This window comes from Streptomyces sp. NBC_01433 (genome assembly GCF_026340105.1).
Lineage (GTDB): Bacteria > Actinomycetota > Actinomycetes > Streptomycetales > Streptomycetaceae > Streptomyces.
In genome coordinates this window covers 1168181-1182292 of sequence record NZ_JAPEPM010000002.1, presented here as the reverse complement: position 1 = coordinate 1182292, position 14112 = coordinate 1168181, and the positions used below count along the sequence as shown (strand labels likewise).

The window sequence follows — 14112 nt, the reverse complement described above, 5'->3', positions numbered from 1 at the left end:
ATGCCCGCACAGGGTAAGCACCGTCGTACGAAGACCGGCCCGATCGCCCGCGGTGTCCTCGCCGCAGGGACCGGCGGCGCCGTCCTCGCCCTCCCGCTGATCGGTGCCACCGGAGCGCACGCCGCGGAGAAGGCCGCGCCCGCCGCCTCGGTCGCCGCCGCGCACACCGCCCCCGGTGCCGCTGCGGCGAAGACCGCGCCGAAGACCTACTCCGTGGTCCCCGGCGACTACCTGTCGAAGATCGCGGCCGAGCAGAAGCTCAAGGGCGGCTGGCAGAAGCTGTACCAGGACAACCGCGATGTCGTCGGCGAGAACCCGAGCCTGATCTTCCCCGGCATGAAGCTGACCCTCGGCGCCAAGGCGTCCGGCTCCGCCGCCGCCTCGGACGCCGCGCAGTCCGCGCCGGCCCCCTCGAAGGCCGAGCCGAAGAAGGCCGCCCCGGCTGCCCCGAAGGCGAAGCCCGCCCCGAAGACCACGTCCTCCCCGGACTCGTCCGCCGCGGCCGGCAAGTCCACCACCTCCACGAACACCAGCGCCTCCCAGGGCGACAGCTCCGGCTGGACGACCCCGGTGGCCAACGCCAACGTCACCACCCAGTACCGGGCCTCCGGCGCCAGCTGGTCCAGCGGCTACCACACCGGCTCGGACTTCCAGGCCGCCTCGGGCACCGTCGTCCGCGCCATCGGTCCGGGCACCGTGGTCTCGGCCGGCTGGAGCGGTTCGTACGGCAACGAGGTCGTCATCAAGCACGCCGACGGCATGTACTCCCAGTACGCCCACCAGTCCTCGCTCAACGTCTCCGTGGGCGAGACCGTCACCGGCGGCCAGCAGATCGGCCTCTCCGGTTCCACCGGCAACTCGACCGGCCCGCACCTGCACTTCGAGGTCCGCACCGGCCCGAGCTACGGCTCGGACGTCGACCCGATCTCCTACCTGCGCCAGCACGGCGTCTCCATCTGATGGAGCGGTAGCGAGCGGTTCTCGCGGGGGCGGTGCGCACGAGCGCACCGCCCCCGCACTTATTCCGGCTTTACCAAAAACTGACCGGGTGGTCTATCTCACCACCCGTCAACCCCGTAATACGGTCGCGTAGGTCACATTCGAAGGTGCAGGATATGCGCTTGTGGCAGACGATTCGAGAATCAATCAACCAGGCATCATCGGGTCGTACGCGGCGATTGGCGACAGCTTCACCGAAGGCGTCGGAGACCCCGGCCCCGACGGGACCTTTGTCGGCTGGGCGGACCGCTTCGCCGTGCTGCTGGCGGACCAGCTCCCGGTCCCCGACGCAGCGACGATCCCGGAGGATTCCCCGCACGGGAATTTCCGGTACGCCAATCTCGCCGTACGCGGACGCCTTCTCGACCAGATAGTCGAGGAGCAGGTACCCCGTGCCAAGGAACTGGCCCCGGACATGGTCAGCTTCTGCGCGGGCGGCAACGACATCATCAGGCCGGGTACCGACCCCGACGATCTGGCCGAGCGCTTCGAGCGCGCGGTCGCCGATCTGAGCGACGCGGTCGGCACTGTCATGGTCACCACCGGATTCGACACCCGGGGCGTGCCGGTACTGCGGCACATGCGCGGCAAGATCGCGACGTACAACATTCATCTGCGGGCCATCGCGGACCGCTACCACTGCCCCGTCCTGGACCTGTGGTCCCTGCGCTCGGTGCAGGACAGGCGTGCCTGGGACGATGACCGGCTGCATCTGTCGCCCGAGGGACACACCCGGGTCGCGCTGCGCGCGGCACAGGTCCTCGGCGTCGACGTACCGGCCGATCCGGACCAGGCGTGGCCGCCGCGCGCCCAGCGCGGCACCTTCGAGGAACGGCGCGACGACATCCACTGGGCGCGCGACTACCTGGTCCCATGGATCGGCCGAAGGCTGCGCGGCGAGTCCTCCGGCGACCACGCAGAGGCGAAGCGCCCGGACCTGCTTCCCCTCCGACCGGACCTGCTTCCCCGCTAAGGGGCATCCCGCAGGACCGTCAGGGGAAGTGCACGCCGGGACGGGCTCGGCACCACGAGCCCGTCCGGCGGCGTGATCCCGCTGCCCGGAGCCGGTATCCGCTCCAGCACACCGCCCGCGAACACGTCGTACAGCGGCAGCGTCTCCAGATGCACATAGCCGATGTGGCAGTCGCACACGCTCAGCGGGCAGGCCCGCGGACCCAGCGCCCGCCGGTAACTGCCGTCGTACAGATTGCCCAGCTCCGCGCGGACGAAGTGACACCGCCGCACCGTGCCGTCGCCGTCCACCGAGATGACCGACTCACCTGTCCGGCAGGGCAGCCCGGCCGAGCGGTGCGGATGCCTGCTGTACGGGAACAGCGGGTCCAGCGCCGTCCAGCGGTCCGCCTCCTCGTCCGTGTAGGTGTGCCCCTCTGCGGCGTTGACCCAGAGATAGACCTCGTCGGGCAGCGCGGCCCGCAACCGCCGCGCCTCGTCGAGATGATCGTCGAAGCCGACCACCCCCACGCTGTAGCGAACCCCGCGCCCGGTCAGCTCCCGGCACTTGCCGAGGAAACGCTCGTACGGCGTCTGCCCCGGGTGGTACGTGCACCACAGCGCGACCCGGTCCGTATCGGCCCCGTCCAGCCAGTCGGTACGGCCGCTCAGATTGGTCTGGATGGCCACCCGGCCGACCTGCGGAAGCAGCGACAGCTCGACCAGCGCGCGCCGGTACCAGGACCGCACCAGCCCCTCGCCCCACGGCGTGAACAGCACGGACAGCCGGTCGCCGGTCTGCTCCGCCGCCCACGCGGTGAACCGCTCCAGCGCCGCCCGGTCCGCCGTCAGCTGCTCCCGGCTGTCGCGCCGCTTGGCGAACGGGCAGTACGGACAGTCGTAGTCGCACGAGGCCAGCGGGCCCCGGTAGAGAATCGTCAGGTCCATGGCGGTGCTCACTTCCGTTCGTACGAGGCCATCGCGGCCCGCACCGCGGGGGAGAACAGCTCCGGGCCCAGGGCGTCGGAGTGGGCCAGCCCTTCCGGGGAGAGCCGCAGCAGCCCCTCACCCGCGCTCCCGTCCAGCCAGCCGCGCGCCGCGAAACGGTCCAGCTCGGCCGGGAAGTCCTCGCGCGGATCCGTACCGAAGCGCTGCCGGTACTCGTCCGCCCGCAGCCCCGCGGCCTGGAGCAGCGACTGGAGGAGGTGGCGCCTGCGCGCCTCGCCGGCGTCCACGTACCGCCCGACCTCGGCACGGGAGAAATCCTCGGTGGCGGTGAAACCGTCGATGATGCCGCGAATCTCCCGCATCTCCACCGCGTAGTCGAAGGAGTAGTGCAGGGACGCGGTGTACGAGCGGGCGCCGCAGCCCAGCCCGATCATGCCGTCGGTCTGGCACGCGTAGTCGTCGGGGCCCTCCTGCGGGGCGTCCGCGCGGCGGAACATCCGCATCGACACCTGCTCGTAGCCCCGGGCCAGGAGATGGTCGCGGCCCGCCCGGTAGAGCCGCAGCCGCTGCTCGTCCCAGGCGGCGGCCGCGAGCTCTTCGGCGGCCGGCTCCGCCACCGCACCGAGACGGCCGAGTCCGGTCAGCGGGCGTACGTACAGCGGGTAGAGATACAGCTCCTCGGGCCGCCAGACCAGCGCGGCGTCCAGCGAGGTCCGCCAGCTCTCCTCCGTCTGCCCGTCGATACCGTAGATCAGGTCGATGTTGAGCACCGGAACGCGGGCATCACGGATCCGGCCGAGAGCCGCCTCCACCTCGGCGCGGCGCTGCGGGCGCACCGCCGCGCGCGCCTCGTCGTCGACGAAGCTCTGCACACCGATGCTGATCCTGGTCGTCCCGCGGTCGGCGAGCACGGCCAGCCGGTCCGCCGTCGCGGTCGACGGCGAGGTCTCCACGGACAGCGGCACCGAACGCAGCTCGGCCCCCATCCGCTTCTCCGCGATGTCGCAGAGCCGCTCCAGCTCGGCGGCGGTCAGGAACGTGGGTGTGCCGCCGCCGAACGCGGCGGCGGCGAACCGCACCGGCTCCCGGTCGCCCAGCGCGTCCCGGACAGCGACGGCCTGCCGGTCCAGCGCGTCGAGATAGCGCGTCGTCAGTTCCCCGGGAGCGCCGATCCGGGTGAACAGATTGCAGAAGCCGCAGCGGACCTCGCAGAACGGTATGTGGAGATAGAGGGAGAGCGCGTCCTTGGGCTCCGCCGCCCACAGCTCACGCAGCGCGGGCCGGCCGGTGAGCGGCCGGTACGCCGTCTTGTGCGGATAGGCGTAGACGTAGCTCTCGTACGGCCTGACGGCGGGAAGGGCCGTGGCTGCGGTTGCGGCAGCGGCAGCGGCAGCGGCTGCGGTTGCGGTTGCGGGAAGGGTCGTGCTGGTCATCTTGTGTCCCCGGGCTCAAGGAAGAAATGGGCGTACGGCACGGTCCAGACGGCTTCGTGACCGAGCCGGTGGCCGGTGAAGCCGTCGTCGCCGTAGGCCGTGCCGTGGTCGGAACAGACGATGGCGAAGCAGCGGCGGCGGCTGCTCGCCGCCGCGAAGAGCCGGCCGATGTGCCGGTCGACGTACTCCAGGGCGGCGGCGTGCGTGGCGCGGGAGTCGCCCGCCTCACGGGTGGCGCCCGCCCGGTGGAACCAGTTGGGCTGGTGGAGCGCCGACACATTGACGAACAGGAACAGCCGCTGGTCCTGCGGAAGTCCGGCGACGACTTCCTCGGCGCGGGCCACCTGCTCCTCGAACGAGGTGGGCGAGGCGACACCGAAACCGGGCTCCCAGTGGCTCTCCTGGAACATGCCGGGCAGTACGGAGCCGAGCGGGCCCTGCCGGTTGAAGAAGCCGACGCCGCCGACGCACACCGTGCGGTAGCCCACGGCGGCGAGGCCGGACAGCAGATCGGGGGTGTCGAAGACGAACGTGCCGTCCGCCGTCGTCTCGCTGCCCGCGAAACGAGCCGCGAACAGCCGCGGGTGCGGCCCCGGCGCGGCGGGCGTCGGCAGAAAACCGGCGAACATCGCCTGGTGCGAGGCGTAGGTGAAGCTCCCCGGCGCATGGCGCTTCTCCCAGACACCACCGGGCAGATGCCGGGCCAGATGCGGGATGCGTCCGGCGGCGGCCAGCTCGACGGCGACGTCGTAACGCAGGGTGTCGAGAGTGACGAACAGCAGATCGTGACTCCCGACGATGTCGCTCATGTCGGGTTCACCCGTGTCCGGGCCGTAGGTGTCCGACCCGCCGGTGTCCGGGTCACCGGCGTCCAGGACGCGGCGGGCGGGATCGGTGCGGGTGGGGTTGACGTGGGTGGGGTCAGGGGGCAGCGACGACACGGTGGTTCCTTGTTCGTTCCAGTACGGCGGCGACCTGCGCCGCATAGGTGTCCAGCCCCTCGGCGCCGCTGCCCGGCAGACCGGTCAGACCGGGCAGCAGATCACCGAAGGCATTGACCTCGCCGACGGCGAACCGCCGCCAGCCGGTCGCGGGCAGCAGATCCACGCCCACACACAGCGTCCCGGGGAAACAGGCGGCGGCCCGCTCACACATCGCGAGCGCGTCCCGCCAACTGCCCCCCGCCGCCGCGACTGCGGCCCGGACCTCGTCGAGATCGCCGCGGGCGCCGCCGAGATGCAGATTCGTCATCGGGGAACTGCTGGTGCGCACGACGGCATGGGTCGCGCGTCCGCCGACCACCACGACCCGCAGATCCGCGGCCCGCCCCCGCTGCGCGGCCTTCGGCAGCCAGCGCTCGATGTGCAGCCCGTCCGGGGCGAGCGTGTCGATGATCGCGCCCACCTCCCGCTCCGTGGTGTACCGGCGCACCCGGAGCGAATTGAACAGCCGGCCCTCCGCGTCCCGCTCCACCGACGTGCTCGCCCGGAGCCGGCCGGGGCCGGCCGTCTCCACGGCCAGCACCCCCGAGGCGGACGAACCGTGGGCGAGCTTCACGAACACCCGCGGCATGCCGTGCTCCGCCATCAGCTCGCGCACATCCGCCCAGCCCCGCACCACGGGCGCCCTGGGACCGGACGTCGGCGACGCGGGCACCGGAATCCCGGCACCGTCCAGCACGCCATGACACAGCCGCTTGTCGAACAGCGCCGCGATGTCCCCGGGATCGCCGAGCAGGCCGGCGCCCGCCGACGAAGCGGCCCGCGCCACGTCCCGCACGGCCGTGAGGAACGTGGCGTACCAACGGGCCGACCCCTCCACACGGGTCGGATCGACGACCCCGCGCAGCAGCCGCTCCACCTCGGCGTCCTCGCCGGGCGAGTCCATCCGTACGGTCTCCGACGGCCGGAACGCCGCCTCACCGGCGAGCACCTGGAGCCAGGACACGACGCGGGCGTCCGGCAGCCCGGCGGCGCGCACGGCCTCCTGGAAGAGGGCGACGCGGCGGTTGTCCGGATTGCCGACGACCGTGAAGCGCGGCGCGGGGCTATTCGCTGACCGCGACATAGCGCTCTTCGTCCTCCTCGGGGTCCCAGTACTCCACCGGTTCCTCACCGTTGACCGAAGCCGGTGCGCACGCCTGCCGGACGCGGTCGAGCATCCCGTCGCTCAGGTAGTGGTGGCGCAGGTCGAGCGTGGACAGATGGCTCAGCGGCTGCCCCGCCAGGAGCGCCGCCGCACCTGTGTCGCCGAGGGTGCCCATGGCGAGCGACAGCGACGTCAGCTGGGCCACCACGGGCGCCGAGGCCAGAGCCGCCGCGATCTCGTCCTGGATCTCGCTGTTCTGCAGGCCCAGATGCCGCAACCGCGCAAAGGTGCCGCCCGACAGGAGCGGGGCCAGGTCCTCCACCTGCGCGTCGCCGCCGTACCAACGGGTCCCGAGCCAGATCTCCAGCCGCTCCAGCGCCGGGAGTTCGGACGCGGCGACCGCCCGCACGACGTGTGAGGGCAGACCGCCGGACTCGAAGCGGAGGGACCTCAGAGCGCTGTGACGCACCGGCGACAACCGCAGCCCCGCCTCTTCGGCGGCGGAGTCACCGCCGCCGCGCACCACCAGCTCCTCCAGCAGGGGAAGCGCGGCGAGCACCGGAGTGATGTCCGACATCTTCAGCCAGGACACCTCGCACTCCTCGCTCTCCACATCCGCGAGGAACAGCGCCCGCAGCCCCGGGAAGCGGCCCGCGTCCGCGGCGATCAACTCCACCACGGGGGTGAGTTCGGTGTAGTGCCCCTGCCACCACGGACCGATCACCAGCGCCTCGGCCCGCTCGCTGTCGACCGAGTCCAGGAAGTGCTGCCACAGGACGGGGAACGTCAGCGAACCCTCCCAGCCGCAGTCCAGCCGCCAGGCGACCTCGTCCGCGGCCGGCAGTTCCTCGGACTGCTCCGCGGCAGGTCCCGGCAGGGTGAAGACCGGCAGGTCGTGGAAGAACTCGGGGTGTGCGATGTCGAGCATCGTGTCACTCCGACACAGCCGTGTACCGGCCCTCGGGGCCGCCGTCGCCCCACGGTTTGCTGCGCTCGGACAGGTCGACCCGGACCCCGTGGGGCACCAGCGACTCGGTGATCCGGCGCTCCATCGCCTCGGACAGGAAGTGGTGGTGCAGGTCGAGCACATCGAGATGGGTGAGCGGCTGGCCTTCGAGCAGCGCCGCCGCGCCCTCGTCGCCGAGCGTGCCGTTCGACAGGTCGAGCGTGCGCAGCTGCGCGACCACCGGGGCCGAGGCGACGGCCGCCGCGATCTCGTTCTCCACCTCGCTGTTGCGCAGGCCCAGGTGGTGCAGCCGGGGGAAGCGGGTGCCGGAGAGCAGCGGCGCCAGGTCCGCCACATCGGCATCACCGCCGTACGACGAGACCCCCAGCCACAGATCGAGCTTCTCCAGCGCGGGCAGTTCACTGTCGAGCACGCCGCGGACCACCTGCACGGGCAGCCCGCCCGCCTCGATGGTGAGCGAGCGCAGTCGCTCGTGCTTGGTCGCCGGGAACTCCAGTTCGCTGCCGCCGCGCACCCCGAACTCCACCAGCGAGGGAAACGCGGCGAGCAGCTTGGTGACGTCCGACTGCTCGATCCAGGAGATCTCCGCCTCCTCCAGCACCAGGTCTCCGACGAACACCGCCTCCAGCGAGGTCAGCCGGTCGGCCGCGGCTATGACGAGATCGATCGGGACGTCGGACTTGTCGTCGTACGACTCGCCCCACTGCCCGATGATCAGGGCGCGGACCCCGGCCGGGTCGACGGCTTCCAGGAACGCCGAGAACTCCTGCTCCCAAGTGGGTTCCCCGTCCTCGTCGTCGTACGGATCGACGCTGATGCGCCACGCGGCGGCGTCGGCGGCCGGACGGGGTGTTTCGGTGGCATTGCGCTGGAAGTCGACGGCCGGAAGGCCGCACAGCTCGCTGAGGTGGTCCACACCGGACATGGCCCTGAGCTCCTGATGCTGGGAACGGTTGTTGTCCGCAAGGTCTATCAAGCCCCACTGACAACGCGGTGACCGGGACCTGGCCCACGCACCGCGGCCGGTCGATTGTCAGACCCTCCCCGTAGCGTTTTCCTCGTGTTCGGCACAGCGGGTGCCGCGACCGAGGGGAGACGTCTGTGTACCGGCAGGGCGATGTACTGATCGTGGCGGTGGAGGAGTCGGCCGTGCCCGTCCACTTCCTGAAGGCGACGGGCGAGTTGCGCGACGGCCGGGGACGTCTGGTGCTCGCACTGGGCGAGGTCACCGGACACGCCCACGCGGTGCAGGGCCCCGGCCGACTGATAAGGGAGGCGGGGCAGTTCGGGCCAATGCTGCTCCATCTCCCGGACGGGGGACGCGTGGTGCACGAGGAGCACGCGGCGATCTCGCTGCCGAAGGGCTGGTTCCGCGTGGTACGCCAGCGGGAGTACGCGCCGGGCGCGATCCGTATCGTCGCGGACTGATCCGGCCGCCGCGACCGGCGACCGTGCGGCGCGGCGGACATCCGAGCACGGAGATCTCACATCCGAGATCCGAGACCGAGATCGAGAAACAGGGGACGGGACAACCGATGCAGTACGTGAACTCTTGGCGGGCCGTGGCGGCGGCGACGGGCGCGGCGGACCGGGCCGCGGCCGAGGACGGGGTGCGGCTCGCCTACCGCGGTGCCGGTCTCGCCGAGCCGGAGCGCATCATCTGGGCCGACTCGCCCCGCGCGGCGGTCGAAGCGGTGGCGAAGCTGACCGACGCCGGACGCTCGGTGCGCGACGAGATCCGCACCCGGCCCTGGGCCGAGGAACGCCGCCGGATGTACGACGAGTTGGGCGCCGCGGGCTGGTCCGCGCTCTGGTCCGCCACGGGGGCCCAGCTCTGGGAGACCACGGGCGCCCTCGCCGAACGGATACGGACGGGCGTCGTCGCGGACCTCGCCGCGCGGCCCGAGGACGAGTCCGGTATCCGGCTGCGACTGCTCGACGCCGTCCTCGGACAGCACGACGCCGCCTGGCTCGCCGCCTTCGACGGGCGTGGCGACCGGCTGACCGGCCTGGCGGAGGTCGCCCGCAACGCCGGCTGGTGGTGGCCCTTCGAGCACGCCGTCGTGATCAGCGAGCGGCCCGAGGTGCTCCACCGCGACGAGGCGGGGCGGCTCGACCACGGGGAGGGCCCGGCGCTCGCCTACGCGGACGGCTTCGCGCTGTACGCGTGGCGCGGCATGCCGGTTCCCGCAGCGTTCCTGGCGGAGCTGGCGACGCTGACCCCGGAGCGGATACGGGCCGAGGAGAACGCGGAACTGCGCCGCGTGATGTTGGAGTACTACGGCTACGACCGCTACCTCACCGAGTCCCGCGCCGAACCGGTCCACCGCGACGAGACGGGCATCCTCTGGCGGATCTCGCTGGACGGGGACGAGGACGTGGTGATGGTCGAAGTGGTCAACTCCACCCCGGAGCCGGACGGCACGCACCGTACCTACTGGCTGCGGGTGCCGCCCACGACGAGTACGGCGAAGGACGGGGTCGCCTGGACCTTCGGGCTCGACGGCTCGGCCTACGCGCCGGTACGTCAGACCTGATCCGGCACGACGGCCCGGGGGAGGGCGGGGTCGAGGGAGGGCGGGGGAAGGGCAGGCGGGAAGGAAGAGGGACGGCGGCCGGAGGGGGAGAGGTGTCAGCCCGTCAAGGTCTTGTGGTCGATGCCGAGTTCGCGGGCGAGGGCCTCGTCGGTCCACCGCAGCATCGTGGCGCGGGAGAGCGGACCCGCGTACGACATCATCTGCACGGCCAGGCCGTCCAGCAGGGCGGTGAGGCGCCAGGCCGCCGACACCGGGTCCTCGCAGTGGAACTCACCGGCGTCAGCGCCCTCTTCGAGGACTTTGGCCAGCTCCGCCTTCCACTGCTGGTCGAGATCGCCCGCCACCTCGCGCAGCGCGGGCTCGCGCAGGGAGGCGGCCCAGCCCTCGATCCACAGGCGCCAGCCCTTGGCCTGCCCGGTCGGCGCGTACCAGCGGACGGCCGCGCGCAGCCGTCGCACCGCGCTGGTACGGCGGGCCAGCAGCTTGCGCAGGTGGGCGAGGTCGGCCTCCGCCGCGTACGCGAACGCGGCGGCGACCAGCTTCTCCTTGGTCGAGAAGTGGTAGAGCACCAGTGCGTTGCTCACCCCCAGCACGGAGGCCACATCGGCGATCCGCACGGAGGAGACCCCGCGCACCTCGATCTGCTCCACCGCGGCGCGCAGCAACTCCTCACGCCGTTCCGCCACACCCAACCGAACTCTCGCCACACAGCCACCCTAACCAACGCACAGGGCCGCGCCGTAGCCGCGGCCGTCCGCCCGCCGGGGGCCGCGGGGGAGCCGTTACCGGTACCAGCCGAACCGCTCGGCCATCGTCGGCAGCCGTTCGGCGACCAGGGCGTGTGCCGCCGCCCTCGGTGTGGTGCCATTGGCCTCCGCGTGGGCCAGTATCCGGTCGATCAGCTCCCGCATCGCCCGCCGGGTGTGCCCGAACGCCTCTTCGGCGTCGGCCTCGATGTCGCCGAAGAGGGTCCACCACCACCAGGCGTTCGTACCGGAGTTGACCACGACGTCGGGCAGTACCGTGATCCCGCGCGCCGTCAGCAGTTCCTCGGCCTCCGCGAGCACCGGCATGTTCGCCGCCTCGACGACCCAGCGCGCCCTGATGCCGGACTGGTTCGAGGCGTCGATGGCGTACGACACGGCGGCCGGCACCAGCACCTCCGCGTCCGCCGTCAGCCAGGCGTCGTCCGACAGTTCCCGGTCACCTTCGCGCAGCGCGCCCCGGTCCACCGTCCCGTGGGCGTCCCGCGCGCGCAGGAGCGCCTCGATGTCCAGCCCCGCCGGGTTGGCGATCGTGCCCTTCACATCGGCCACGGCGACGACCCTCAGACCGGCTCGGGCAAGGAAGCGTGCCGTGGCCCCGCCCATCGTGCCGAGCCCCTGGACGGACACCCGGGCGTTCTCGTACGGGACACCCGCACGGTCCAGGGCGGCGAGGGCCGACTCGGCGACGCCGCATCCGCCGACCAGCGCGTCGAGCCCGATGCCGTCCACGGTCACCGCGAAGGCGTCGGCCAGCCGCTTCCGGGCCGCTGTCTCGTCGTCGAGGAGCGGGTAGACCGCCTGGATGGAGGAGACGAGCCCGGCCTCGGCCGCCGCCCGGTCGACCAGTTCCTGGGTGAGCCCGAGATCCTCACCGGTCGTCCAGACGTTCTCGATGTACGGGCGCACCGCCCGCAGGAAGCGGACGAGGACGCCGTACGCCTCGGGGTCACGGGGGTCGCAGTCGATGCCCCCCTTGGCGCCGCCCAGCGGGATGTAGCGGGCCTCGGTGCGATCGGCGTCGTAGTGCAGCGCCTCCTTCATCGTCATGCCGCGGGCGAGTCCCGCCACTTCGGCCTGCGTGCAGCCGTCCCGCATCCGCAGGCCGCCGCTGGAGACGCCGCGCACCAGCCGGTCGACGACCAGGTAGCCCCGGCGGTCCGTGACATGGTCCGTCCAGGTGAGGGAGATCAGCGGGCTCTGCGACTTCGCGGCGGTCATCGGGAAGGCTCCTCGGTCACGGTGATCACGGTGGGCCCCGGGGTGGTCAGGGCCAGGGAAAGGGCGCGGGCGAGAGCCTCGGGCGAGTCGGCGTGGCTGCCCCGGCCGCCGTAGGCGCGGGCCAGCGCGGGCAGATCGACGGCGGGCAGGTCGACGGCGACCGGCCGGTCGCCGCGGGCCGTCATCCCGTCGCGGATCTCGCCGTAGCCGCCGTTGTCGAAGACGACGACGGGCAGCGGCAGCCCCAGCTGCACGGCCGTGGCCAGCTCCTGCACGGAGAACTGCAGGCCGCCGTCGCCGCTCAGCGCCACGACCTGACGTCGTGGGTACGCCGTCTTCGCACCGATGGCCGCGGGCAGCGCGTAGCCGAGCGTGCCGAAGCCGGTCGGGTGGAGGAAGCGCCCCTCGGGTCCGACGGGCAGATGCGGCAGCGCGCCGTAGTAGCAGCACTGAGCACTGTCGGAGGTGAGGAACGCGTCGTGGGCCAGCACGCTCCGTATCGCGCGCAGATACGGCAGCCACCGGGCGTCGCGGACGGCCGTCTCGGCGTCCCGCGCGGCGCGCAGGGCCACCACGGAGTCGGCAGGGTCCGGCGGCCCGCACCTGCCCGTGCTCCTGTCCGCGCTCCTGTCCCCGGTCGTGTCCCCGCACCTGTCCGCGGTCCTGAGGCCGGCCCTGTCCGCGCTCCTGTCCCGGGTCCTGGGGCCGTCGTCGGTCCCGTTTCCCGGCCCCGGCGCGTTTGCGGACCGCGGCTCCGTGAGCGCCGTCAGCAACGCTGTGAGCGTGGTCCGCGCGTCCCCGACCAGCGGCTGCCCGGCGGGCAGCCCCGCGTACATCTGGGCCGGGTCCAGATCGACCCGGATCAGGGTGCCGGTGAGGGCGGGCGGCGCGGACCAGAGGTCGGACTCGGCCAGTTCCGTACCGATGGCCAGCACCGCGTCGCACCCGGTCAGCCACCGCTGGACGGCGGGGCTGTGCAGGGACACCCCGAGGGCCAGGGGATGCGTCTCGTCGACGATGCCCTTGCCGTTGGCCGTGGTGACGACGGGGGCGCCGAGCCGTTCGGCGAGCGTCAGGCACTCGGCCGCGGCCTGCCTGGCGCCGCCGCCGAGCACCAGCGCGGGCCGCTTCGACGACCGCAGGACCCGCGCCGCCTCGCGCACCGCGGCCGCTGCCGCACCCGGACGGGCCATGGGCGGCGCGAGCCGCACCGGACCCGCTGGTTCCGCGGCCTCCAGCAGATCGAGCGGCACCTCGACATGGACAGGGCGCGGGCGCTCGTGGCGCAGCAGGGCGAACGCCCGCGCCACCGCGGAGCCGATCTCCTCGACCGACGACACCCGGTGGCTGAACGCCGCGACCCCGCGCAGTGCCTCGGTCTGGCTGCGCATCTCGTGGAGCAGTCCGGTCGCCTGACGGGGGTGGCGCAGGGGCATGCCGGGCGACACGACCAGCAGGGGAACGCTGTCGGAGTACGCCTGGCCGACCGCCGCCGCGATATTGAGCAGGGCGGGCCCCGTGGTGGTGATCGCGACGCCGGGCCGTCCGGTGACCCGTGCGTACGCGTCGGCGGCGTAGCCCGCGCCCTGCTCGTGGCGGGGTGCGACATGGCCGATGCCGTACGGGCCGAGGTGCCGGTAGATCTCCAGATTGTGTGTGCCGGGGATGCCGAACGCCTGCGTCACGCCGTGTGCCGCCAGTGCGCGGACCACCGCCTCGCCGCCGGTCAGCGACGTACATCCGGTCTGATCGGACATGCTGCCTCCCTCCGTGAACGCGTCGCGTTACTGAACCGTCGTTCAGTATTGGGAGGTGGTGGCGCCCCTGTCAAAGCGATAAACGGGTGACCGCGCTCACCGCTGGTCGACGGTTCGGTCCCCGGCAGGGGACGGGACGTCGCAGCGGTCCTCGAAGCCCCGGCCGGTCAGGCCGGGCGCGGCATCGGTGCGCGAGCGCACGTTCTCCAGCGGCCCGCGGACAGCTCGAAGCGCAGGCCCGCCCACAGCACCCCGGTGTGATGGGCGGCGGCCCGTACGGGGTCGATGACCTTGCCGTACGTACGGTTGGAGTACCAGGACACGGCACGGTAGAGGACGCTGCGCGGCGGGTCGAGCGAAATACGGGCGGTCACGGCGGTCTCCTGGTACGAGATGCGGCGCGGCTTGGGGCGCAGGCCCCGGGGCGCCGGCCTCGGACACGTCACC

At 72.3% G+C, this 14112-nt stretch carries 14 protein-coding genes; 4 read left to right on the top strand and 10 right to left on the bottom strand.

Going from position 1 to position 14112, the window contains the following annotated elements; genetic code table 11:
- Both OG413_RS32790 and OG413_RS32785 read left to right on the top strand, forming a co-directional pair.
- Positions 1-960, top strand: coding sequence for a LysM peptidoglycan-binding domain-containing M23 family metallopeptidase (locus tag OG413_RS32790; RefSeq protein WP_266811918.1), 960 nt, complete (start codon positions 1-3; stop codon positions 958-960).
- Between the two features lie 163 nt (positions 961-1123).
- Positions 1124-1972, top strand: coding sequence for an SGNH/GDSL hydrolase family protein (locus OG413_RS32785; RefSeq protein WP_266811916.1), 849 nt, complete (start codon positions 1124-1126; stop codon positions 1970-1972).
- Here the strand turns inward: OG413_RS32785 and OG413_RS32780 are convergent.
- The 6 genes from OG413_RS32780 to OG413_RS32755 form a co-directional block, all read right to left on the bottom strand.
- Positions 1969-2898 (bottom strand): STM4011 family radical SAM protein, encoded by a 930-nt coding sequence (locus tag OG413_RS32780; RefSeq protein ID WP_266811914.1) that lies wholly within the window; start codon positions 2896-2898, stop codon positions 1969-1971. The two genes, OG413_RS32785 and OG413_RS32780, sit on opposite strands and share 4 nt — an antisense overlap.
- Positions 2899-2906: 8 nt before the next feature.
- Positions 2907-4331 carry an STM4012 family radical SAM protein gene (locus tag OG413_RS32775; protein WP_266811912.1) on the bottom strand — a complete coding sequence of 475 codons (1425 nt, stop codon included), beginning with the start codon at positions 4329-4331 and terminating at the stop codon, positions 2907-2909.
- Positions 4328-5140 (bottom strand): STM4013/SEN3800 family hydrolase, encoded by an 813-nt coding sequence (locus OG413_RS32770; protein WP_266813220.1) that lies wholly within the window; start codon positions 5138-5140, stop codon positions 4328-4330. The genes OG413_RS32775 and OG413_RS32770 overlap by 4 nt, the downstream gene beginning before the upstream one ends.
- Before the next feature lie 112 nt (positions 5141-5252).
- Complete coding sequence (locus OG413_RS32765) at positions 5253-6398, bottom strand: STM4014 family protein (protein ID WP_266811910.1); 1146 nt, start codon at positions 6396-6398, stop codon at positions 5253-5255.
- Complete coding sequence (locus OG413_RS32760) at positions 6379-7347, bottom strand: STM4015 family protein (RefSeq protein WP_266811908.1); 969 nt, start codon at positions 7345-7347, stop codon at positions 6379-6381. Before OG413_RS32760 ends, OG413_RS32765 begins: the two co-directional genes overlap by 20 nt.
- A 4-nt stretch (positions 7348-7351) precedes the next feature.
- A complete protein-coding gene (locus OG413_RS32755; RefSeq protein WP_266811906.1) occupies positions 7352-8311 on the bottom strand; it encodes an STM4015 family protein in 960 nt (319 codons plus the stop codon).
- 176 nt (positions 8312-8487) lie between these two features.
- Here OG413_RS32755 and OG413_RS32750 point away from each other — a divergent pair, with 176 nt between their 5' ends.
- Both OG413_RS32750 and OG413_RS32745 read left to right on the top strand, forming a co-directional pair.
- Positions 8488-8814 (top strand): hypothetical protein, encoded by a 327-nt coding sequence (locus OG413_RS32750; protein WP_266811904.1) that lies wholly within the window; start codon positions 8488-8490, stop codon positions 8812-8814.
- A gap of 107 nt (positions 8815-8921) precedes the next feature.
- A complete protein-coding gene (locus OG413_RS32745) occupies positions 8922-9923 on the top strand; it encodes a DUF6745 domain-containing protein (protein WP_266811903.1) in 1002 nt (333 codons plus the stop codon).
- A gap of 95 nt (positions 9924-10018) precedes the next feature.
- Here OG413_RS32745 and OG413_RS32740 read toward each other — a convergent pair whose 3' ends face one another.
- The 4 genes from OG413_RS32740 to OG413_RS32725 all read right to left on the bottom strand — a co-directional run bounded on the left by OG413_RS32740 (position 10019) and on the right by OG413_RS32725 (position 14039).
- Entirely contained in the window at positions 10019-10630 is a 612-nt protein-coding gene (locus OG413_RS32740; RefSeq protein ID WP_266811901.1) for a TetR/AcrR family transcriptional regulator, read from the bottom strand.
- Between the two features lie 75 nt (positions 10631-10705).
- On the bottom strand, positions 10706-11908 hold the full coding sequence (locus tag OG413_RS32735) for a glutamate dehydrogenase (RefSeq protein ID WP_266811900.1): 1203 nt from the start codon (positions 11906-11908) through the stop codon (positions 10706-10708).
- The gene (locus tag OG413_RS32730; protein WP_266811898.1) at positions 11905-13665 is read right to left on the bottom strand and encodes a thiamine pyrophosphate-dependent enzyme; all 1761 of its coding nucleotides are present in this window, start codon (positions 13663-13665) and stop codon (positions 11905-11907) included. The genes OG413_RS32735 and OG413_RS32730 overlap by 4 nt, the downstream gene beginning before the upstream one ends.
- A gap of 167 nt (positions 13666-13832) precedes the next feature.
- Positions 13833-14039: a hypothetical protein gene (locus OG413_RS32725; RefSeq protein ID WP_266811896.1), complete on the bottom strand. Its 207-nt coding sequence runs from the start codon at positions 14037-14039 to the stop codon at positions 13833-13835.
- Positions 14040-14112 lie beyond the last annotated feature (73 nt).